19 protein-coding genes and 1 pseudogene are annotated in these 21,317 nt (G+C 61.0%); 14 read left to right on the forward strand and 6 right to left on the reverse strand.

What is annotated here, in order from left to right; translation table 11 throughout:
• The coding region (locus tag B5V02_RS30180; protein WP_111547738.1) for a TlpA disulfide reductase family protein at positions 1–845 on the reverse strand (845 nt) is incomplete at its 3' end.
• 165 nt (positions 846–1,010) lie between these two features.
• Between B5V02_RS30180 and B5V02_RS30185 the strand changes: the two genes are divergently transcribed.
• The 4 genes from B5V02_RS30185 to B5V02_RS30215 all read left to right on the forward strand — a co-directional run bounded on the left by B5V02_RS30185 (position 1,011) and on the right by B5V02_RS30215 (position 6,857).
• Positions 1,011–1,346: a hypothetical protein gene (locus B5V02_RS30185; protein ID WP_146606175.1), complete on the forward strand. Its 336-nt coding sequence runs from the start codon at positions 1,011–1,013 to the stop codon at positions 1,344–1,346.
• Between the two features lie 1,441 nt (positions 1,347–2,787).
• Positions 2,788–3,141: a hypothetical protein gene (locus tag B5V02_RS30200; protein WP_111547689.1), complete on the forward strand. Its 354-nt coding sequence runs from the start codon at positions 2,788–2,790 to the stop codon at positions 3,139–3,141.
• Positions 3,142–3,727: 586 nt separating this feature from the next.
• The gene (gene glmS / locus B5V02_RS30205) at positions 3,728–5,551 is read left to right on the forward strand and encodes a glutamine--fructose-6-phosphate transaminase (isomerizing) (RefSeq protein ID WP_111547690.1); all 1,824 of its coding nucleotides are present in this window, start codon (positions 3,728–3,730) and stop codon (positions 5,549–5,551) included.
• A gap of 1,090 nt (positions 5,552–6,641) precedes the next feature.
• Positions 6,642–6,857, forward strand: coding sequence for a helix-turn-helix domain-containing protein (locus B5V02_RS30215; protein WP_245446298.1), 216 nt, complete (start codon positions 6,642–6,644; stop codon positions 6,855–6,857).
• Positions 6,858–7,801: 944 nt separating this feature from the next.
• On the opposite strand, the gene B5V02_RS30220 is transcribed toward B5V02_RS30215, so the two are convergent.
• Positions 7,802–8,185 (reverse strand): hypothetical protein, encoded by a 384-nt coding sequence (locus B5V02_RS30220; protein WP_111547691.1) that lies wholly within the window; start codon positions 8,183–8,185, stop codon positions 7,802–7,804.
• 594 nt (positions 8,186–8,779) lie between these two features.
• On the opposite strand from B5V02_RS30220, the gene queC reads away from it, so the two are divergent.
• The 6 genes and pseudogenes from queC (at position 8,780) to ubiM (ending at position 13,979) form a co-directional block, all read left to right on the forward strand.
• The gene (gene queC / locus B5V02_RS30225) at positions 8,780–9,478 is read left to right on the forward strand and encodes a 7-cyano-7-deazaguanine synthase QueC (RefSeq protein WP_111547740.1); all 699 of its coding nucleotides are present in this window, start codon (positions 8,780–8,782) and stop codon (positions 9,476–9,478) included.
• On the forward strand, positions 9,478–9,834 hold the full coding sequence (queD, locus tag B5V02_RS30230) for a 6-carboxytetrahydropterin synthase QueD (protein ID WP_038654931.1): 357 nt from the start codon (positions 9,478–9,480) through the stop codon (positions 9,832–9,834). Before queC ends, queD begins: the two co-directional genes overlap by 1 nt.
• Positions 9,831–10,565: a 7-carboxy-7-deazaguanine synthase QueE gene (gene queE, locus B5V02_RS30235; RefSeq protein WP_111547692.1), complete on the forward strand. Its 735-nt coding sequence runs from the start codon at positions 9,831–9,833 to the stop codon at positions 10,563–10,565. The genes queD and queE overlap by 4 nt, the downstream gene beginning before the upstream one ends.
• Positions 10,566–11,066: 501 nt before the next feature.
• Positions 11,067–11,708: pseudogene (locus tag B5V02_RS30240) on the forward strand (cation:dicarboxylate symporter family transporter); the annotation flags it as partial.
• 163 nt (positions 11,709–11,871) lie between these two features.
• Complete coding sequence (locus B5V02_RS30245; RefSeq protein ID WP_111547693.1) at positions 11,872–12,561, forward strand: DsbA family protein; 690 nt, start codon at positions 11,872–11,874, stop codon at positions 12,559–12,561.
• Positions 12,562–12,797: 236 nt separating this feature from the next.
• Entirely contained in the window at positions 12,798–13,979 is a 1,182-nt protein-coding gene (gene ubiM / locus B5V02_RS30250; protein ID WP_167458730.1) for a 5-demethoxyubiquinol-8 5-hydroxylase UbiM, read from the forward strand.
• A 216-nt stretch (positions 13,980–14,195) separates the two neighbouring features.
• Here the strand turns inward: ubiM and B5V02_RS30255 are convergent, their stop codons facing one another.
• The 3 genes from B5V02_RS30255 to B5V02_RS30265 all read right to left on the reverse strand — a co-directional run bounded on the left by B5V02_RS30255 (position 14,196) and on the right by B5V02_RS30265 (position 17,075).
• Positions 14,196–14,840 (reverse strand): FMN-binding negative transcriptional regulator, encoded by a 645-nt coding sequence (locus B5V02_RS30255; protein ID WP_111547695.1) that lies wholly within the window; start codon positions 14,838–14,840, stop codon positions 14,196–14,198.
• Between the two features lie 34 nt (positions 14,841–14,874).
• Complete coding sequence (locus B5V02_RS30260; RefSeq protein ID WP_111547696.1) at positions 14,875–15,777, reverse strand: dihydrodipicolinate synthase family protein; 903 nt, start codon at positions 15,775–15,777, stop codon at positions 14,875–14,877.
• A gap of 62 nt (positions 15,778–15,839) precedes the next feature.
• A complete protein-coding gene (locus B5V02_RS30265) occupies positions 15,840–17,075 on the reverse strand; it encodes a trans-sulfuration enzyme family protein (RefSeq protein WP_425374429.1) in 1,236 nt (411 codons plus the stop codon).
• Positions 17,076–17,147: 72 nt separating this feature from the next.
• On the opposite strand from B5V02_RS30265, the gene pdxR reads away from it, so the two are divergent.
• Complete coding sequence (gene pdxR, locus B5V02_RS30270; RefSeq protein WP_111547697.1) at positions 17,148–18,689, forward strand: MocR-like pyridoxine biosynthesis transcription factor PdxR; 1,542 nt, start codon at positions 17,148–17,150, stop codon at positions 18,687–18,689.
• A gap of 114 nt (positions 18,690–18,803) precedes the next feature.
• Here pdxR and B5V02_RS30275 read toward each other — a convergent pair whose 3' ends face one another.
• Positions 18,804–19,085 carry a DNA -binding domain-containing protein gene (locus B5V02_RS30275; protein ID WP_111547698.1) on the reverse strand — a complete coding sequence of 94 codons (282 nt, stop codon included), beginning with the start codon at positions 19,083–19,085 and terminating at the stop codon, positions 18,804–18,806.
• Positions 19,086–19,191: 106 nt separating this feature from the next.
• Here B5V02_RS30275 and B5V02_RS30280 point away from each other — a divergent pair, with 106 nt between their 5' ends.
• The 3 genes from B5V02_RS30280 (at position 19,192) to B5V02_RS30290 (ending at position 21,263) form a co-directional block, all read left to right on the forward strand.
• Positions 19,192–19,425 carry a helix-turn-helix domain-containing protein gene (locus B5V02_RS30280; protein ID WP_111547699.1) on the forward strand — a complete coding sequence of 78 codons (234 nt, stop codon included), beginning with the start codon at positions 19,192–19,194 and terminating at the stop codon, positions 19,423–19,425.
• A gap of 373 nt (positions 19,426–19,798) precedes the next feature.
• A complete protein-coding gene (locus B5V02_RS30285) occupies positions 19,799–20,764 on the forward strand; it encodes an ArdC family protein (RefSeq protein ID WP_111547700.1) in 966 nt (321 codons plus the stop codon).
• 79 nt (positions 20,765–20,843) lie between these two features.
• Positions 20,844–21,263 (forward strand): DUF2958 domain-containing protein, encoded by a 420-nt coding sequence (locus B5V02_RS30290; RefSeq protein WP_111547701.1) that lies wholly within the window; start codon positions 20,844–20,846, stop codon positions 21,261–21,263.
• Positions 21,264–21,317: the final 54 nt, after the last annotated feature.

Genomic DNA, 21,317 nt, shown 5'->3' on the forward strand with positions numbered 1-21,317 from the left:
TTGGACAGCTCTTCGCCCATCGCAAAGCGCTCAGCAGACGGAAAGCCGGAATAATCAAAGCACGGCGCGAAGAGTAGGAATAGCCCATAATATATCCAGTGCTCGGACTCTCTGTCGATCGCGTCGCGAACGAATTGGCGCATTACGGGCAAGCCGGCCTGCATGTCGCGCATTTCGTAAAGCAACAGCTGCGCATGACGCACGCGGAAATCCAAGTTGTCCGGCATCAAGGCGATGCCCTCTTTGATTGCCGAGAGCGCCGTCTTCCAATCCCCTTTCTCCACCGCCGCCTGAATCGGCTTCTTCAGCGCTCGTTCGCGCGCTTCGGTTTCGCCTTTCGCGATCCGCTCCGCATCGGCGGATTTTGCCTGATCGCTGGTGCGCCAGCTGCCATTAAGCACTTTCGGCAAGACCTCATCGAGTTCCGTCGGGCGACCGACAAAGGCGATGTGGCCGTCTCGGTCGACCACGAACGAGGTGGGAATCGTGAAAGAAAAGCTGGGCTCCATCCAAAGCTTGTCCATTTCGCCTGTGGAGTCGAACGCCATCCGATAGTTCAGATTCGAGAACTTTTCGGTCAACCAAGCGTCCAGATTGCTTCGGGCCTCATCGGCCGTGGGAGCGCGTTCATATGCCGCGACTGCGACGATCTCAACGCCACTCTCCCTGTATTTCTCCTGCAGCTGCATAAGATGGGGCATCGCGTCCACACATGGGCCGCACGTAGTTCTCCAAAATTCGACGATGTACAGTTTTCCGAGCTCGAAGCTGGTGAGCGGCTCGCCACGCAGCCAGGTCTCGACTTTAATCGAAGGAGCCGGGGACTCGATCCGTAATTCCGCCATTGTAGGTCTCCAGAGCTTGCTTTCTGCGCGAGCTTGTTCCCGCTCAGAGACGGCACGCGGATTCAGGAGAGAGCATCGCTCGTCTTGCCCATTGCGTGCAGTCGCCCTTAAGAGCGCAAAAGCTGTGCCAGCGCGCTCAGCGCGCAGTAACCCCATGAATATGCTTTGAAAAGCCTCCGCAGTGCCCGGATGGCGGTTGTAAAGAACCTGACATTTTGTCCGCCGCTGCAGGCTTTGGACACGCATCACGCGCTTCGCGCCGCCCAGAAAAGCGTGGTCCGTCCGCACGGTCCCGAAGCGACAAACCGTGGAAGCCGTGCGACACCGCCGCATCACGTCGTGCCATGCATCGATGCCACGCGCCTCGGCGTTGAGCTCGCCGCACGCCAGAACATCATCGACGAGACGTTCAAGCTCGACCCGGGAGCGGAAAAACGGCGCGAGGCTTTGGCCTTGGTCGGGACGGCCGAACGGCAATGTCGCCGAGAGGTCAAGGCGTAGAAGACGATCATCACACCCGGCGAGCCAAAGTGTCGCCGCACCCCAACATCGAAGGCAGCCTACAAAGGCTCCGCGCCAGCGCCCGTCGCTCCACCCGCCCTGTCGCGAGCACATAGTCCCTAGCTTCGAGCGCCCGGACAAACGAGCGCGCACTGTCGCTCTGCCGGAAGGCCTGCGTGATCATGATCATACGCTCTTCCTTCGAGAGCCCGGTCAGGGCTCCTGCCGGCTCTAATAAAAAGACTGCGGGCGGCGCTTATCATCGGAACGATCACGCTTGTACCCGTCCGGCAGATGAAGGCCATGATCGCGCGCGAACTCGCGGCTTGACCATCATGAGCTTTTCATGATCGAAAGCGAGATGGACCGCCTTCTCGCTCTGGCAGTCGATGCATGACCAGACGATGTGGCAGTGCTCGCGGACGTCCTTGCGCGCGTATACGGTTTGTGAGCCGTCAGGCCGGCCGCGCGTCCGCGCCGCTTGCGAGGGTCCGGGAGCGCCATCCGGCGCAAGCCACTCGATGCTGGACGGTCCGATGTCATTGTTCTGGACGCCAATCACTGTTCCATTCCAGGGAGTACGAGAAGGTGTCGAAGAAGAAGGGCGGCACAGCCCTCCTACAATCGGGCTCACGCCATCTGCCAAGTCATTTGCGGTTTTTCCGCTTCTTTCACTGGAAAGGCGCACCAAGAACGGGGCATACCTCAATACAAGCGTCCGCAGCCTTCAACATACGTTGACTTGGTTTAAATCCTGGCAGCATTTGCCCCAGGATCATAGCGTTAAGGAACGGCGAACCACCCAGACGCGGATGAGTCGTGTGCCCTATCGCCAAGCTGAAATTTGAAGGGCGACCACCATAGCGGAATGCAATATTCCGCGCATTTGAGACGCCAGATACACCGCGTTTCTTTTTACCGTCCGCGCTCATCTTATTTTACCTTGTCCGGCCCCAACCTTCGGAAGCTTTGGCTTCGTTGTCCGGCAACAAGGCGAGACACCCTCGTCCCGTGTTCCCACCTCCCATTGCGCATAGGCCGTGCCAACACCTCAGCGCCCGATAAGCGCCATTTTGCTTTGAAAACCCTCCACAGTGCCCGGATGTCGGTTGTAGTGAACCTGACACTTTGTCTGCCGCTGTCAGCTTTTTGGACACGGGATCACGGGCTTCGCGCCGCCAGAAAGCCACCGCACGGTCCCGAAGCGCCAGGACCATGAGAGCGCGTGCGCCATTCCGCGCGCAACTTCGAGCTCGTTGTGGCCCGATGCGGCCCGCGGCGGGCGGGGCGAAGCTGGCGGTCGCTATTTCGTGACAGCACCGACCAACGGGCAATCCGGGATCGCGCCCTTCATGCCCTTCGGGAAGTAGGCTACCGCGGCTTTGGCGATGTGACGGTGATTTCGGACGGCGCCTAAATCCTGAAGCGGCTACCCCGCGCAATGCCGAAGCCGACGGCCCACATCATCGACTGGTTCCACATCGCCATGAAGGTCCAGCCGATGCAGCAGATCGCCGATCATATGGCTCGATCCCGATCGGGTCTCTCTGAAGCGCTTCCTGCAATCGACCGTGACATCAGAGCGGTGAAGTGGCGCCTGTGGCATGGGCGGGTCGATCGCGCGATCACCGATTTGGAGCAACTCTTGGAGAGGGTGAAGGCTTCGCAAGGAGACAGCGAGTTCTCCATCGCCCGACTTCAAAGCCTCGGCTTGCAGCTCCTGACCTATATCCGTTCGAACCGCGGCGCGATAGCGCTACCAAGCCGGCCTTCGCGTCGCAACGACTCTGGCTGAATCGGCAGTGAATTCACTTCTCGGCAAGCGGATGGTCAAGAAACAGCAGATGCGGTGGTCGCTCCACGGTGCTCACATGCTCATGCAGGTCAGGACGGCAGATCTCAACGGCGAGCTTCGCAATCGATTGCGGGCACCGTTCCGACAGCCAGAGCCGAACGTGCCACCACTATTCAAGCCCAAACCGCCTCTCCTGCGCGCCGCCTAACCCCAGAAGTTACCGGTCTCAAAATACTGCCCGTGCCGGCTCGCTACCGCGTCGGACCTCCCAAGATATCCCAGCGAGGTCGGGATCTCGGCATTCCCTTTCTGAGCCTCTGGTCCATAGGCCGCAATCGATAGAGTTGGAATATCCATTCCGCTTGTGATGACTAGCTCCGATCTAAGTGCTCAGCCTCCAACCCGATCAGGAGCTGTCAAACGCGGCTTCGTTTATCCAAAGAGTGGATGGCAGGTATGCCTACAATCGATTTTACCAATATTACAGGTTCCTACTAAAGATCCTGAATGAAAGCGGGCCGGGTGGGTATCCGTCTTCGGGATTACTGCGTTGGGGTGAAACTGCCGGAAGAATGCGGAGACAAACATGTGCGGGATTGTTGGCATCGTTGGGCAACAGCCGGTGTCGGACCGGTTGGTCGACGCGTTGAAGCGTCTGGAATATCGCGGCTATGATTCGGCCGGCGTTGCGACGATCGTCGAGGGCGCCTTGCACCGCCGGCGCGCCGAGGGCAAGCTCGTCAATCTGGAAACGAGACTGAAGGACGAGCCGCTGGGCGGCAACATCGGAATCGGCCACACGCGTTGGGCAACCCATGGAGCATCAACCGAACGCAATGCGCACCCGCACTTTACCGACGGTGTCGCCGTCGTCCATAACGGCATCATCGAGAATTTCACCGAGCTGAAGGACGAATTGACGGCGGCGGGAGCCGAGTTCCAGACCGACACCGACACCGAGGTCGTCGCGCATCTCTTGGCACGACACCGCCGGGAAGGCATGAGGCGGCGAGAAGCAATGGCTGCCATGCTGAAACGCGTCAGGGGTGCCTACGCGCTTGCTATCATCTTTGAGGATGATCCGTCGACCATCATGGCAGCGCGCAACGGACCACCGCTGGCGATCGGTCATGGCGACGGCGAGATGTTCCTGGGCTCCGACGCGATCGCGCTTGCTCCCTTCACCAATGAAATTACCTATCTCATCGACGGTGACTGGGCCGTTATCGGCAAGACGGGCGCCCATATCTTCGATTTCGACGGTCAGCCTGTCGAGCGTCCGCGCCAGACCTCCACGGCCGCGGCCGCTCTGGCCGACAAGGGCAACCATCGCCACTTCATGGAGAAGGAAATTTACGAGCAGCCCGAGGTCATCTCCCATGCGCTCGGCCACCATATCAACATCATAGAGAATCGCGCCGACATGGTTTCCGGCATCGATTTCGCCAGGATCCCGAGCTTGGCGATCTCTGCCTGCGGCACCGCCTATCTCGCCGGACTGGTCGGAAAATACTGGTTCGAGCGCTATGCGCGCCTGACGGTCGAAATCGACGTTGCGTCCGAATTCCGTTACCGCGAGATCCCGTTGTCGCCGCAGTCGGCGGCTCTTTTCATTTCGCAGTCTGGTGAAACCGCCGATACGCTCGCATCGCTGAGGTACTGCAAGGACCTTGGGCTGAAAGTTGGCGCCATCGTCAATACCTGCGAATCGACCATCGCTCGGGAGGCCGACGCGGTCTTCCCGATCCTTGCCGGACCGGAGATCGGCGTCGCTTCTACCAAGGCTTTCACCTGCCAGCTTGCCGTTCTTGCGGCACTCGCCATCGGCGCCGCCAGGGCCCGCCGAACCGTAACCGAAGACGAGGCGCAGGCGCTTGTCAGCAGCCTCGCCGAAGTCCCACGCGTCATGGGCCAGGTACTCGACAGCATCCAGCCGGAAATCGAGCTCCTGTCGCGCGAATTGTCAAAGTGTCGTCACGTCCTGTATCTCGGCCGTGGCACCAGTTTCCCGCTGGCGATGGAAGGTGCGCTGAAGCTCAAGGAGATTTCCTACATCCACGCCGAGGGCTATGCGGCAGGTGAATTGAAGCACGGTCCAATCGCACTGATAGACGAGAACATGCCAGTGATCGTCATCGCGCCGCATGATCGCTTTTTCGACAAGACCGCCTCCAACATGCAGGAAGTGGCTGCCCGTGGAGGGCGGATTATCCTGATCACGGATGAAAGAGGAGCAACCGCATCGAAACTCGACACCATGCACACGATCGTGCTCCCGGTCGTCGACGAGATTATCGCGCCAATGATCTTCTCGCTGCCGATACAGCTTCTTGCCTACCATACGGCGCTCTTCATGGGCACAGATGTCGACCAGCCGCGCAATCTCGCAAAATCGGTCACTGTCGAATGATTGTAACGCTTTTGCAGGTGGCGATGCTGCTCCTTTTCGAAAGCGCCAACACCTTAACGTGCCTTTTAATGATGGGGCCGAATCCTGTTTAGACTGCCGGCGTCGAATCGGAACGATGGCCGGCATTTCGGAGTTCGCAGCAGGTCATCGCCCGAAAGCGGATTGAACCATAGGAGGACCGAGCCAATTCTTACTCAAACCTACCCTAGTGATTTCGCGCCATCCGATACTCTGGGGGGACGTATTTCGTTCGCTCGCGAGGTCACCAAACTTACAATGGCGCAGGCCGCACGCCGGCTTGGTGTCCAGACGGCATGCTGGAAAGCATGGGAATGCGACCGCGCCGCGCCGCAATCCAATCGCCTTGCGATGATGGCGGGCATCTTGGCCGTGAGTCCCTCATGGCTATTGTCGGGAATAGGCGCCGGTCCACTGGAGCTGGTTGCGAACGATCGTGCCGCCCTCCTGCAGGAGCTGCAAATCGCCTCTGCTGATGCTGTGGCTTCGCAAAAACGTGTGCAACAAATCGTTGCGTTACTGGGGTCGGCTCCGGTAGCCGGAGACCCGCTCTAAGCGTGGTATGCAAGCGGTTGGATCATAAAGACGTGGGGTTCTGGAGCCCAAAAGTGTGGGGACTCCTGGACGGGCAGCAAGCCGACCGACTCGCAAAAGGCGCGGGCGGCGGAGGGAGTTGGTCGAAGCTATCGGCGTCCGCGAGGCTGGGTAGACGGTGCCGCGACTGCAGGCGGCGGCAGGTGAGTTCGAGTTGCTGCTCAAGAAAGCCATCGGCGAGAATGAATCGCGTGGGATCGCAGGACGAATGCGGTAGAGTCGATCAGGCAATCTCAGGGCTGGCCGCTTGTTGGAACTTGATCAGTAGCAGGTGAGCCGCCATATCCCGCCCCGGCTGGCAATTTCGAGTGGCCCATTCCATGGATGAGGCCAGTCCGGCCGAATCGACGTCCATTTTTTTGATTTGCTGGATGCGCCAGCTCGGGGGGGGGGAAATCTCCCGATTTGTCAGGCGCTCCTTCTCTTCTTGGAGGTGTCTATGAAGGATTCGCGCATTCCCGAGCCAGTCTTGGCGGCTATGTCAGGCGGAACCCACATCATCCGCGCTTATCGAGAGCATCTTGGGTATTCAATCGAGGACCTCGCTGTGGCGTGCGGGCTTTCCGCCGAGGAAATCCAAAACATCGAGTCGGGTCTGAGGTACAACAAGGGCTATCGGGATCGGATAGCGAGATCGCTGTCCATGCCTGTGGGAATTCTTGAGGCAGAGTCAGACATATCCGACGCCGCGTGATCGGTAGGATAACCTGCAAATGAGTGGATGGTCCGCTACCTTGTGATGTGTCGTTTGCGACTAATAGCCGACGCTTGATTCCGTCGGACGCGAATGCCCTCTGGCGCAGTACCGCCAAGAGAATTCTCGTCCACTGTCCGGGTCAGGGATCGCACACGGGCTCGCCGAACAGGAAGTTGGAACGGGCGATGCCCGGAGGGCTGCGACACGAGCACGATAGCATCGGCTCGCGACGAAGGATTGCTAACGGTGAACTCATGCTGGTCGGCAAGGCGATACTGGCTGCAGCATCAAATTGGCCGACGAGAGCGGCCCATCACGTTGGGCAGGATCGGCCGACATGGCTGGCTTCGCGCGCCGCTCTCACAACAGCACATCGGGCACCCAGACGCTCCGGGTTGACTATGGGTGCCTGAACCGCGAAAAGGGGCCGCTCTTCGTGAGTGGCGTGCGCCGGCAGTCTAACCCCAAGCCCCCCGCCCAGGCTGCCGGTGCGCTTCTTGGAACGTCGAGGCGGGCGACAACGAACGCCTCCCCGAAACGCGTCGATGAGATCCCGAGCGGCCACCCAGCATTCGACCTTCGCTTGCGCCTCTGCCCCTGACGCCCGAGGCTTAGCGCTTCCTCCAGCGTGGTCGATCGTCACGCCCTCGAGTTCGGCGCCACGATCGCACGACAGCGGCCGCGGCAGGCTCCATTTGCATGAGGGGCTCATGCCTTCAAATAGCTGATGCATGTGCGCCTTGCGCAACCTCCGTGCATGTTGCTCGATGCCAAGCGCAGACCTCGCTCTACAGGATCGCGCATCGATGCAAGGCCTACGCTTTGATCGCCATCATCGCGGCCATTGCGTTGCCGCGATCGCCGAAGCCAATTACGACAATCATGCCGGCGGGCCGGCAGCGATGCCGCATGCAAAATCTACAAATGATTGTAGCCAAACGCTAGCTGCCCGGCATATGTCCGGCCTTTCGCAAGGCCCCTAGGAACAGACTGGCATGGCCGGTAGCATCGATCTTGGCCTGCATCGACAGGGGCATGCTGTGCCAGTTCTCCAAGGGCGCAATGAAATGTGAGAAAGTGCCGTTGACCATGCAATGGTGGGTAACGAGGCCCGGTCTGTCCAACGCCAGCACGCCGGTCTGCTCACCCTGATATCGGATGGCTGCGACCCGCTGGACCTCCGCGTCACCGTCGACCCGCACGTCGAAAAGCAGGCTGCCTCGGCTCCTGGTGGCTATCTCCGCGACTTTTTCAGCGAAGCTCAGGGAGAGCGAGCGGACGCTTTCGACCGCCATCTGGAAAATCATCAAATCCAGTTCATTCATAAGGTAACTGCGCGCAACACTGGGGTGATTGCAATCGACGCACACGGCTTTTTCACAGATGTCGGCCACGACCGATCATTTAGGGTTTGCCGGCGGCCATTGACCGAAGACGTGCTCCGTTCGAACCGATCCTTAAGCGCAATGTGCGGGATCTACGCAACCCGAAGAGGCGGCCAACCAAGTTGCCGCGACAATTGATGTCGTGATCATTCCAGACATCTGCATTTCGGCGTATCCCATCTGGTAAGTCCGTTCTTTGCGGCAACGCCCATTCTCGGGCCGTCTTGTACATGAAACCTCGCGGTGGCGTCCTCGAAACGCGGGGCCGCCGGGCCCTTGATCGAAGCGTCGCGAACTTTGTTTTCCGAAGATTCGGTCCTCCTTCAGAGCCTATTCGACTCGCCTTTGAACATCCACTGAAGCGTGCCGTTTCGCTCGTCGTGTTTATTGCAGGGGCATCGCCTCAGGGCGCTTTGTCGCGTCAGCACATCAAACTCGTCTCCCTATTCACTTCACAACATGGATTTCCTGAAGTACGAGGAGCGCAGAGAAATCTCCGGTCGCAGCCTACCCGGTTAAAACAAGGACCCAATGATGAAGACTCTCGTCGTCTGCTCCGGCGGATTGGACTCCGTTACTCTTGCTCACAAGGTGGCAGCCCAGCACGAGCTCGCCGGCCTTCTGTCTTTCGATTATGGCCAACGGCACCGGAAGGAATTGGGCTTTGCCGCCCTTTGCGCTGAGCGTCTGAACGTCCCTCATCGCATCATCGACATCCGCGAAATCGGTCGCGGCCTTTCCGGCTCCGCGCTGACAGACAGTGTCGATGTGCCGGACGGGCACTACGCCGAAGACACGATGAAGGCGACGGTGGTGCCGAACCGGAACGCCATCATGTTGGCCACCGCCTTCGGGCTTGCCGCCGCGCACAAGGTCGAAGCGGTGGCGACTGCCGTGCATGGTGGGGATCATTTCATTTATCCCGACTGCCGTCCGGCCTTCATCGACTCTTTCCAGATGATGCAAGACCGTGCGCTCGACGGCTACGCGAAGATTCGCGTCTACGCGCCCTATGTGAATCTCACGAAGGCGGACATTGTGAGGGATGGTGCAACATACGGAACGCCATTTGCGCAGACCTGGTCCTGCTACAAGGGCGCCGAGCGTCACTGCGGCAGGTGCGGCACCTGCGTCGAGCGGCGCGAGGCATTTCATCTTTCTGGGCACCCGGACCCCACCGACTACGAGGACTCCGACTTCTGGCTCGACGCGCTGCGAAGGAGGACCGCGTAATGTTCCGCATCACCAAGGAATTCCACTTCTCGGCCTCGCATCAGCTCACCTCGTTGCCGCCCGATCACCAATGCGCGCGCCTGCACGGGCACAACTACATCGTCGAAGTGGAGCTTTCGGCGAAGGAACTGAACGACGACGGCTTCGTGCGCGACTATCACGATCTGGCGCCATTCAAACGCTATATCGACGAGGGCTTCGACCACCGACATCTCAACGACGTGCTGGGACATGAGCAAGTCACCGCGGAATGCCTTGCCAGACATTTTTATCTATGGTGCAAGGCACGCCTGCCCGAAGCTTCGGCCGTGCGGGTGAGCGAAACGCCGAAAACCTGGGCGGAATACCGGCCATGACCGATACGCATGCCGCAATCCGCGTGAGCGAGATTTTCGGGCCGACGATCCAGGGCGAGGGCGTGCTCATCGGTTTGCCGACGGTCTTCATCAGAACCGGCGGGTGTGACTATCGCTGTTCCTGGTGCGACAGTCTCCATGCGGTGGACAATCAATTCCGCAGCGAATGGGAGATGATGCCAATCAATGCGGTATGGCAAACCGTCGTGACCCTTTCCGGCGGTCGGCCAGTGATGGTGTCGCTGTCAGGCGGCAATCCGGCCATTCAGCCATTTCGTGCGCTCATCGAGCGAGGCCATCGTGAAGGTTACCGTTTTGCGCTGGAGACCCAAGGCTCGGTGGCCAGGGACTGGTTTGCCGACCTTGACGTGCTGGTCCTCAGCCCAAAGCCGCCTTCGAGCGAAATGAGGACCGATTGGGCCGCTCTCGAGGCGTGCGTCGATGCAGCGCAGGAGAAGCCTCAAATCGTGCTCAAGCTCGTTGTTTTTGACGAGAGCGACTACGTCTACGCGAAAGGCGCCGCGGAGCGATTTCCGCGCCTTCCGGTCTACCTGCAACCGGGCAATCACACGCCGCCCGGTCCTGGCAACGAAGACGCGTCTGTCGATATGGACGGAATAATGAAACGCATGGAGTGGCTGGTTGAAAAGGTAACCGGCGACAGGTGGTTCGATGCCCGCGTGCTGCCGCAGCTGCACGTTCTGCTGTGGGGCAACAAGAGGGCCGTCTAGCCTGCGTCTTTCGTTGCACTGGAACTGCGTCTGCGGATCTTCGCTTGGGTGTCGACCCGTTGTTTCTTTGTGAAATCCGCACCCGGCGTCGAGCTCCCAACCAGGCGCCGTTGATCCGGGGGGGTGCGGAGGCAGCACAGCGATCGCACCAGCAGCGCAACTTAAGGCCTATGTCACAACGCGGCCGGTCGACTCCCGCCATTTTATAGAGCGCCAAACGATACGGGATCGCTGTGGCAATCGCTTGGCCGCCGCCAGGCTGCGTCTAACGCCCCGGAGCGACTCTCCCATCTCCCACACTGGGCCCTTCTCTCGATTAGAGGCACGCGCCAGTGGCGTTTGCAGAAATCCGCACAAGCACGGCGTGAAGCCTCGCGCGCCGCCGCTATTTGGCACGGCACTTGCGGCCGACCTGGCAGCAGCGTTCGACCGGAGCGTCGCGACGGGAGAAACCTTGGAAGGGAGGAAGAGCCCGGCCCCTATCCGGTTGGGAGAGAAATGATGTTAGCTCCACCAATCCGCAGCGCGAGTCCCGCGCCTCGCAAGGCCTTCTATGCCAAGCCCTACGTGCAGGTGCTTGCCGCCATCGTCCTCGGCGTCGCCCTCGGCCATTTCTATCCGGAACTCGGCGAGAGCGTGAAACCGCTGGGGGATGCCTTCATCAGGCTCGTCAAGATGATCATCGCGCCTGTCATCTTCCTGACAATTGCGACCGGCATCGCCGGCGTGAACGATCTTCACAAGGTCGGCCGAGTTGCCAGCAAGGCGATGGTCTATTTCCTCACCTTCTCGACGCTCGCACTTATCGTCGGCCTTGTCGTCGCCAATGTCGTTCAGCCGGGCGCCGGCCTCAACATCGATCCGGCTTCGCTCGATGCCTCGACTGTCAACACCTATGCCGCCAAGGCCCACGAGCAGTCCGTGACCGGCTTCCTGATGAACATCATTCCGTCGACTATCGTCGGTGCCTTCGCGCAAGGCGACATCCTGCAGGTCCTGTTCTTCTCGGTTCTGTTCGGCATTGCGCTGGCGCTGGTCGCAGAGACGGGCAAGCCAGTCGTTTGCTTTCTCCAGGCGGTTATCGCCCCCGTTTTCAAGCTCGCGGCCGGCCACCTCGCGCGAGCGCCGCTCAGCCATTTGGGGGAGCGCGTCAAGCCGGCCTAGAGGAATTGCCGGCTGACATCGGCACCGAGAGAGCCCCGCGACTTCTCGTACTCCGGGAAGTGTCGGACAAGCGATCAAAAGCGATGACCGGCTTTATGCACCGTTGCTGCCCTGCTGTTCACTGTTGATTGGAGACCGCCCCATGTTCAAGCCAACCGCCGGCCTTGTCATCATCATCGTCCTTTTGGCCCTCGCCCTGCTCTTCTCCACGCTGGGGGCGCTACATCATCCTGGCATCATAGACACACTGCAGCAGCTCGAAGACCGACGCCAACTCGCGGCGGAACTGAAGATCCTGATCGCGGCGCGGGGCGACGCACTCTTCAATGACCCCGCTGCGCCAACCGCTGGAAATCCGGAAGGCGACGTCGCTCTGGTCATCTTCTTTGACTACAACTGCCGGCATTGCCGGGAGGCAGCCCTCAATATCCAGCAAGCCATGAAGGACGATCGGAATCTGAAGCTTGTGTTCAAAGAGTTTCCGATCCTGGGACCCACCTCCAAATTCGCCGCGGTGGCGGCGCTCGCCTCCCAAAAACAGGGAAAATACGAGGCGTTCAACCGCGCCCTCATGGGTTTCCACGGCGTTGTCAACGAAAGGACCACCTTGACCATCGCAGAACATGTGGGCCTCGACGTTGAGCAGCTCGAGCGGGACATGGAAGACCCGGCCATCGCAGATGCTATTGCGCGCAATCGTGCGCTCGCCGGCGATCTGTACATCACCGGCACGCCGGCGTTGGTGGTCGGCGACGAAGTGATCGCTGGAGTGGTCGATGTTGACACGCTGCAACGCTCTATCGCCAATGCGCGATCAAAGCCGAAGGTTTGAGACAGTGCTTGAAATCTCCAATATCGGCATTTTGACGGCACTGGCGGCCGGTGCAATCTCGTTCCCCTCGCCATGCGTCCTGCTTCTCGCGCCCGGCTGTATATGTTGCATGGTCGGCAACCCCGGAGTCGACCGACCATATCGTGCTGTCGGCAGCCGGCTTTCCATATTGCTTTTCGGCATCTTGTTCGCTCCAGCGTTTCGACCCTATTCGTGACGCTGGGGACGGCGTGCTGATGGCCGGCCGCGACGACATGTTCGACGTCGTTGTCGTCGGAGCCGGGCCGGTCGGTCTTTCGTTCGCCGCATCGCTTGCCCATAGCGAACTCAAGGTGGCGGTTGTTGAACAGCAGTCGCTGGAAAGGCTGGCAAATCCGGCTTTCGATGGTCGCGAGATCGCGCTGACCAACGCCTCGATCAGAATCTTTCGCGAGCTCGGCGTCTGGGATGCCATCCCCGATTCGGACAAATCACCACTTCGAGGCGCGCGTGTGCTCAACGGATCGAGCCCTTTCGCCTTGCGCTTCGATCCTCCCGGCGGATCCGGGGACACGCTCGGAGTTCTGGTCCCAAATTTTCGAATCCGCGATTCCTTGTTCAAGATCATCCGCTCGCAGAATCATGCCCAGCTGCTTTGCGGCCATTCGGTCGTCGATGCAACAAACTGCCACAAAGGAGCAGTCATGACGCTCTCCGATGGCAGGCAATTGAGCACTCGGCTTCTCGTTGCAGCGGATTCGCGTTTTTCCGCCACGCGCGACCTGCTCGGCGTGGGCGCCGACATCAATCGGCTTGGCAAATCAATGCTGATTTGCAGGGTGAAGCACGAGCGCGTCCATCACCAGATCGCAGTCGAATGGTTCGATCATCACCAGACGATAGCGATGTTGCCACTCACGGAAGGCGTGTCGTCGCTGCTTGTCACCTTGCGCGCCAAGGAAGCCGACAGACTGCTTGCCCTCGACGACGATTTGTTCCTGTTGGAATTGACAAACCGATGTCGAGGACGCCTTGGAAAGATGAGCTTGGCAAGCACCCGCCATATCTATCCCCTGGTCACGACATGGGCGCACGCGTTCTGGGCCCCCAGCGTCGCACTCATCGGCGACGCAGCCATTGGCATGCACCCGGTGACCGCGCATGGCTTCAACATCGGCCTCAGCGGCCAGAAGCAACTCGCCCATAAAATCCTGACAGCTTGTCGCGACCGTCGCGACATTGCCGATCCTGAGATGCTTCACAAATACGACAGCTGGCTGCGCCTGTCGGCGGCGCCGCTCTATCATGCTACGAATATCCTCGTCGGCCTCTATTCAGGCGAGCACCCGGCGGCACGGCTTGCAAGACATGTGGGGCTTCGATTTGCCCAATATCTTCCTTTTGTCCGCCATGGCATTTCGGCTATGCTTAAGCGGTGAACTCACACAGGCACGGCGCGGGCAAGACCTCGATAATCAGTCGGCAAATGCTGATCCGAGGCAGGCGTACCTGAAGTCATAATGACCGCACTGGTTATCAGTTTAGACCCGACGCGTGGATCACCTATGCGCTCGGGATTGAAGTTGCAAAGGTGAGCCGTTGGAACGCGGGCTTGGCACCTTCGGCGCAAACGCTTGATCCTATGGCACAGTCTTTCAATCGCGTTCGGACTTCAGGAGCGCGGTGGCCAGCATCGCCGGACCGACGCCCCTGTCGCCATGGGCGACAAGCACTTCGCCGGCATTGCGAATGTCACGCGGCTCTTTGGTCTGGCTCAGTTTGGCTTTGCCCACCAGACGAGTGATCTCGATCTCCAGTCCGACGATTGCCTTCACCAGGCTGTCAATGAAGTCTCTCGGGGCATCCCCCATCTTCCACGGGACAGGCTGGGTTGCCTCATGGCGATGAGTCAACTTCGCCACGTTGCGACGAACAAAACGCTCATCGTCGTGAACCGTGATACGCCCGTAGGCATGCGCGACGAGGTAGTTCCAGGTCGGCACCTGCGTGTGGAACTCATGTTTGCTCGGATACCACTGCGGTGAGATGTAGGCGTCGGCCGCCCGGAACACGACGAGCACCTCATCGCCGGTCGAGACGTCCTGCCAAACCGGGTTGCTACGCGCGACGTGGCATCGAAGGCCACCGAGTTCTCCCGCTGACCTGTCGAGTTCGAAGGGGATGTGATTGGCGTCGAGCCCGCTCGCTGCGTGGGTGATCAGCACGCCGAGGGCGTTGTTCTCGATCAGATCGTAAAGAACCTCCCGGTCGGGCTCATCGAAATGAGGCGGCACGTACATGACTGTTCCTTTCGATGATTTTAAGGTTCGCGGTTCACGACCCGGTGCCCGATGGCAGACGTGCCAGCGCGGCAGCGACCTGCTGCTTGGCCGCGGCGGGGAGAGGCATGATTGGACGCGGAGGTTCGGCGCGGCAGATGTCGAGCAACTCGGCGAGCGCGTAGACTGTGCGCAGGCTGGAGACCTGTTTGAAGAGATCCCAGATTGGCGTCAATGCAGCGTCGAGGCGGCGTGCTTCGGTCGCATCGCCCGCCTGCGACGCCCTGACGATCTTTACGCAGACCTCGGGCAGGATGCCGCCCAGCACGCTGTACCAGGTGTCGGCTCCGGCGATCATGGCTTCGGCGGCGTTCCAATCGCCGCTGTAGCCGATCGAAAAGCCTTCCGGCACGATGCTCCTTTGCTCGGCCAGATGGCTCTCGATCGCGTCGCTCTTGCCGGTTGGATTCTTGATGGCGACGATCCCCGGCACCTTGACCAGGCGGCCGACAAGTGCGGGAGTGAAATGGAAATGCGTCGTCGCGGGATTGTCGTAGATAACAATCGGAAGGCCGCTTTCGCGCGCCACGACCGAGAAATGTTCGAACACCTCGTCGTCGGTGAGCGGAGTGTACGAGACAGCCGCGAGCAAACCCGCGGCAGCACCGATGGCCTTGGCGTCCCGCGCAAGCCTTACCGCCTCGTCGGTGCGCAGCGCGCCCACGCCGACCACGATCGGCGCCCGACCACCGGCTTCCCCCAGCGCTGTGGTCAATACGCGGCGGCGTTCCCCGCGCGACAGATACATATAGCATCCAGTGCTGCCGAGAAGGCCGATGGAATCGACCTTTGCGGCGCAAAGCCGTTTAATCAGCTTGCGCAGGGCCTTGGTATCGATGCGGCCGTCACGATTAATCGGCGTGATGGGGAATGCGGAAAGCCCGCTCAGGAATGCCATTGCCTTGCTCCAGATTTCTGCATGAGCGCGCCAGTGTTGGAAGCCAGGATGGCAACCACCTGTCAGAGCACGTCCAGCGCCTGCCTCAGATCGGCGATCAAGTCACCGGCGTCTTCCAGACCGACCGAGAGACGCATCAGATCCTCGCCCACGCCATCGGCAAGATGAGCATCCTTGCGGATGCTTTTACGGGCACGTGTCAGACTGGCCGGATGGTAGATGAGGCTATCAGCGTCACCGAGGCTGACAGCTCGGGTGATCAGGTGGAGCCGATCCATCATCGCGCGCGCGCCCTCGAACCCGGCGTGGAGACCGAAAGCCAACATGCCTGACCCTTTGGACATCTGCTTTCGGGCAATCGCCTGATCGGGATGAGAGTCGAGAAACGGGTAACTCACCCACGCCACGGCCGGATGAACCTCGAGCGCCTGTGCGACGGTCTGCGCGGAGGCACTGTGGCGTTCCATGCGGATCGTCAGCGTCTTGAGCCCGCGCAGAATCAAGAACGCCGACATGGGCGAGAGCGCTGCACCGGTAATGTAGCGCAGGCCCGTTTCGTGCAGCGTGTGGAGCGTTTTCGCGTCACCCAGGATCGCCCCGCCGAGAGCATCGCCGTGGCCATTGATATACTTGGTCAGCGAGTGGATCACGATATCGGCCCCGTGTTCCAGCGGCCGCTGCAGCGCGGGCGAGGCGAAGGTGCTGTCCACCGCGACCTTCACGCCGCGTGCATGGGCGCGCTCGGCAACGGCTGCGATGTCGACGATGCGGCTTAGAGGGTTGACCGGGGTCTCGAAGAAAACAAGTCGGGTCTGGTCGGTGATCGCCGCATCGAGACTGTCTGGCTCCGACAGATCGACTTGAACGACCTTGATGCCAAAACGCGGGACCGCCTGTTCGACCATGGCGAGTGTGTTCGCGTAAAGGGTCTTGTGGACGATGAGTTCGTCGCCCTGCGACAGCAGCGACAGGATCAGCGTGCCGAAAGCCGCCATCCCCGAGGCCACGACCAGACCCGCCTCTGCTCCCTCCAGATTGGCGAGCCGTTTCTCGAGGATTTCCGTCGTCGGATTGTATTCGCGAGCGTAAAGCCTGCCGCCGAGCGCGGCAGCTGCTTCGTTCGCCTCCACGCTCTCGAAGCCGTATGTGGAGGTCAGGAAGACCGGAGGCTGGACCGCGTTCGAAAATCCGACCGGATCGTAGCCAAAATGGATTGCGCGGGTGGCGAAACTGAGGTCAGCGTCGCACTGCGACCGCTCCGCAGCATACATTTTGGTTTGATCGGTCGCGCAGGTCATCGGTCTGTGGTGTCCTCTTGGATTTTCGGCAGGATGCGCTCAGACTGGTTTATATGAAATGTCCAGTTGGTGATGATTGAAATGGTCCAGTCTCGAGATCCCGGTTCTGCTGGCCATGTGCACGCCATGGGTGCACGCCAGATTTACATGGCGCTTCGAGACCAGATTCTTGGCGGTGTTTATGACACCGGTAGTCAGCTGCCGTCGTCGCGGGGGCTGGCAAATGAACTCGGCGTTTCGCGAACGACCGTCACCGTCGCCTACGAGCAGTTGGCCGCGGAAGGCTTCATAGACGTCCGGCAAGGCGCACGACCTCGCGTTGCATCTTCGCTGATCGGTCACGAGGCGAGCAGCACCGTCTCAAAACGCGCCGGCCCAATTCATCTTTCCGCCTACGGCGAGAGACTGCGCGCCAGTTCGCCTTGGCCCGATTACCTGCCCAACCGGTTGAAAGTGGATTTCCGTTATGGCGACCTCGCGCCGTCCGATTTCCCGGTGCTGATGTGGAAGCGCGCCATGAACGCGGCGATGTCGCAACGCCCTGGGCGCCTGGCTTATGACGATCCGCGCGGATCGCCTCGCCTGCGCCAAGCGCTGCAGGGATATTTGTGGCGCGCCCGAACCCTGAGCTGCGAGGTCGAGCAGATCATCATCGCAAGCGGCTCGCAGCAGGGTCTCGACCTTTGCGCGCGCTTGCTGCTCGATCCTTCCGACAGCTTCGTGGTGGAGGACCCGTGCTACAGGATGGCGCGCCAGGTCTTTGCCAGCACAGGCGCGAGGCCTGTTTCTGTCGCCGTCGATGCAGACGGATTGAAGACGGAGCTGCTTGAGGGGATCACGGCGCGGCTGGCCTATGTCACGCCGTCGCATCAGTTTCCGCTCGGCGGCGTGTTGCCGGTCTCGCGCCGGTATCAGCTCCTCGAATGGGCCCGGCGCAACGACGCCTATGTGATCGAGGACGACTACGATGGCGAGTACCGCTACGACATTCGTCCAGTGCCCCCGCTACACAAGCTGGAGGATCGCAGCTCTGTCATTTATCTCGGCACGATCTCCAAGACGCTGTCGCCGATGCTGCGCATTGGCTATCTCGTGGTCCCCCCGGAATTGCAGGACGTCTTCGCGACGGCCAAGCAGCTTCTGGACAGGCATTCTCCGGTGGCGGAGCAGGAGGCCCTGGCCTCGCTCATCGAAAGCGGCGGCTATGAAAGCCATGTGCGGCGCGTCCGCCGTCTGAACGGCGAGCGCCGAGAGACCCTACTCGCCGCCCTTCGACGCGCGTTCGCAGACCGTATCGTCATCGAAGGCGCTGATGCCGGGCTGCATGTCGTCGTCTGGTTCAAGGACCTCCGTCGGTCATTGGAGGACGTGCTGGTTGAAGAGGCGCGACGAGAAGGCGTGGGTGTTCATTCAATATCGCCGCTCTACGGTCGGGAAACGGATGAAGGCCGCGCCGACCGGATCGGATTGGTGATGGGCTATTCCGCCTTGACCACGCGCCAGATCGAGAACGGCGTTCGATTGCTCACGGACGCTGTCCAACGGGTGAGAAAGAGCTCTCCGGACCCTTCGCACTGCACGCAAGGTGCCGGCCGGCACGACGAACAGGCCTGACTTATGACGTTCGGCGATCTGCTGGACTGCCGACTGGATCAGGAAAAATCGCAAAAACTGGCTCTGTCAGTCAGGCCAGTGCGCAGGCAGAGGTTATCGTCGGATCAGGCTTCGTCAGCCGGCGAACAGCTCCTTGTAGCCGGTCGTAACCATCCAGTTCGCCCGGTCGATATGGCTGCGAAGCGCCTTGCGCGCCCGGACCGGTTCGCGTGCCGGGTCGATGCCGAGAATGAGATCGGCCATCTCCTCTTCGCTGGCATTGTCGGTGCAGGCATCCAGGATGCGCAGGTAGATCGTGAAATGCTCCCTGTCGTAGCTCGTCAGGTTCTCCGCCCAGGGGACTTCGTCGCGCAGGGGTGAGCTTTGCTTCTCGTCTGTTGCCGTTGATCGATTCATGTCTGCCGCGAACCTCGCCCGTCGAGCGCCAGTATATCCCAAAATGGGATAATCCGAAAGCGGGATTAGTCGCTGAGCCGGTCTTTACCCTGACCGGTTCGCCTGCATGCCCAAATCTCTTCGATCGCCCCGTCACCGGCGGTTTCTGACCCGGCTGATTTCGCTGCGCAAGGCCAAAGGCCTGACCCAGGCGCAATTGGCTGAGACGCTTGGTCGTCCGCAATCCTTCGTGGCCAAATACGAGGGTGGAGAGCGCCGTCTCGATGTCCTTGAGTTTCTCGACGTGACCGCGGCACTTGACGCTGATGCGTGCGAGATTCTGTCCAGCCTGCGGTCCTAGCTGAGCGTCCGCGCGCCTGACGGCACCCGCCGGGTGCTCGTGAACCGAGCCCGCTTTTCCTTCGCCAGGCTCAGGCGGTCTCGGCCATCCGGCTTCGCCCCCTGACGCGCGCAGCCTGTCGGCTGCCGACGGTCGCCGGCCGTCCGGCCGTCGCGGTCTGTCTGTTGGCCTTTCCCGGCGGCGCGCGGTGGGCGGCTCTCCCTTCTAGGCCAGCCGCGGCATCCCGCAACCCTGCGCTTGCGCTCCGGGTCCTCCTCTTCGTTCCGGTCCTTCGGATGCGGTCCGCCTTCGACGGCAGGCCTTTCCGGTCGCGACTCGCCGCCCACCCCGCTTCCGGGGAAAGGCGCGCGATTGGTGAGCGGAGGATGAAACGATGCGTGCAAACAGCAAACGTTCCGGCAGCGGAGAGGTTGGCGCGCGCAGGGGCGGGCGCTCGGGCGCCAGCCTCTATCAGGAGATCACCGACCGCATTATCGCCGAGCTGGAGCGCGGCACCGTGCCATGGGTCAAGCCATGGGGGAGCGCAAAGGCCGGCCTTGGGCTGCCGAGGAACGCGGCCACCCAGCGCGCCTATTCCGGCATCAATATCCTGATCCTGTGGGGCGCGGTCATCGAACGCAGCTACCCCAGCCAGAACTGGCTGACCTTCCGGCAGGCGCTTGGCCTTGGCGGCAACGTCAGGAAGGGCGAGCGCGGCACCACCATCGTGCATGCCGACCGCTTTGTTCCCAAAGACGAGAAGCAACGCGCCAAGGCCGATGGCGAAGAGCCACAGGCAGTGCCTTATCTGAAGCGCTTCACCGTCTTCAACGTCGCGCAGTGCGATAACCTGCCGGATCATCTTTATGCCGCCGCCGAGCCGCTGCCCGCGCGCGAGATCGTCCCGCAGGCCGAGGCGGTCATTCGCAGTAGCGGCGCGGATTTCAGGATCGGCGGCGATCGCGCTTTCTACATGCCGGGCAGCGACACCATCCAGGTGCCGCCGCAGCCGGCGTTCCTTCACCAGATCGACTACTACCGCACCTGCTTTCACGAACTCGGCCACTGGACCGGCCACCCGGCAAGGCTTGCCCGCGACCTCTCCGGCTCGTTCGGCTCCAAGGCCTATGCGCGCGAGGAACTGGTCGCCGAAATCACCGCCGCCTTCGTCTGCTCCAGTCTCGGCATCGAGCCGACCGTGCGCCATGCCGATTACATAGGCTCATGGCTGAAGGTGCTGCGCGAGGACAACCGCGCCGTTTTCCGCGCCGCCAGCCATGCCTCGAAAGGTGCCGATTTCCTGCTTGGCCGCAACGCCGATGCCGAAGGCGCGGCGGACCTCCGGGAGATCGCGGCATGAGCGCGCCCGATCCCAATTCCGCGCAAGGCACAGAGGCCGCGCGCAACCGACCCGACCCGTTCCGACAAGGAGATTTGCGATGATCCTGATCACCGATGAACTGCGCGCCCGGCTTCTCGCCAATGGCGCAACTGACACCGAAACCGACCATGTCCCGGTGGTAAAACTGTTCGATCCAACCGGGCCTGCGACCTGGCTTCTGACTGAACTTGACGCCGACGGCGACACGCTCCTTGGCCTTTGCGACCTCGGTTTCGGCTTTCCCGAACTCGGCAGCATCAGCCTTGCCGAGGTTGAAAGCGTCAACGGGCGGCTTGGCCTCGGCATCGAGCGCGACTTGTGTTTTCACGCGCGCTTTCCGCTCTCCGTCTATGCCGATGCCGCACGCAGCGCCGGCCACATCACCGAAGCCGAGCGGCTTCTGCGACAGGCAGCGGGCGCCCTTGCAAAGCCCCATCCCGAGATTCCGCCCGACAGGGCGGAACCAGCGCGCCGATAGGCGCAAAAACGGTCCCCGCAGCGCCGGCCTTCGGCCTCAGCGGCGGGACATCCC

Origin of the sequence: Mesorhizobium kowhaii (assembly GCF_003253745.1) — a bacterium.
GTDB lineage: Bacteria > Pseudomonadota > Alphaproteobacteria > Rhizobiales > Rhizobiaceae > Mesorhizobium > Mesorhizobium kowhaii.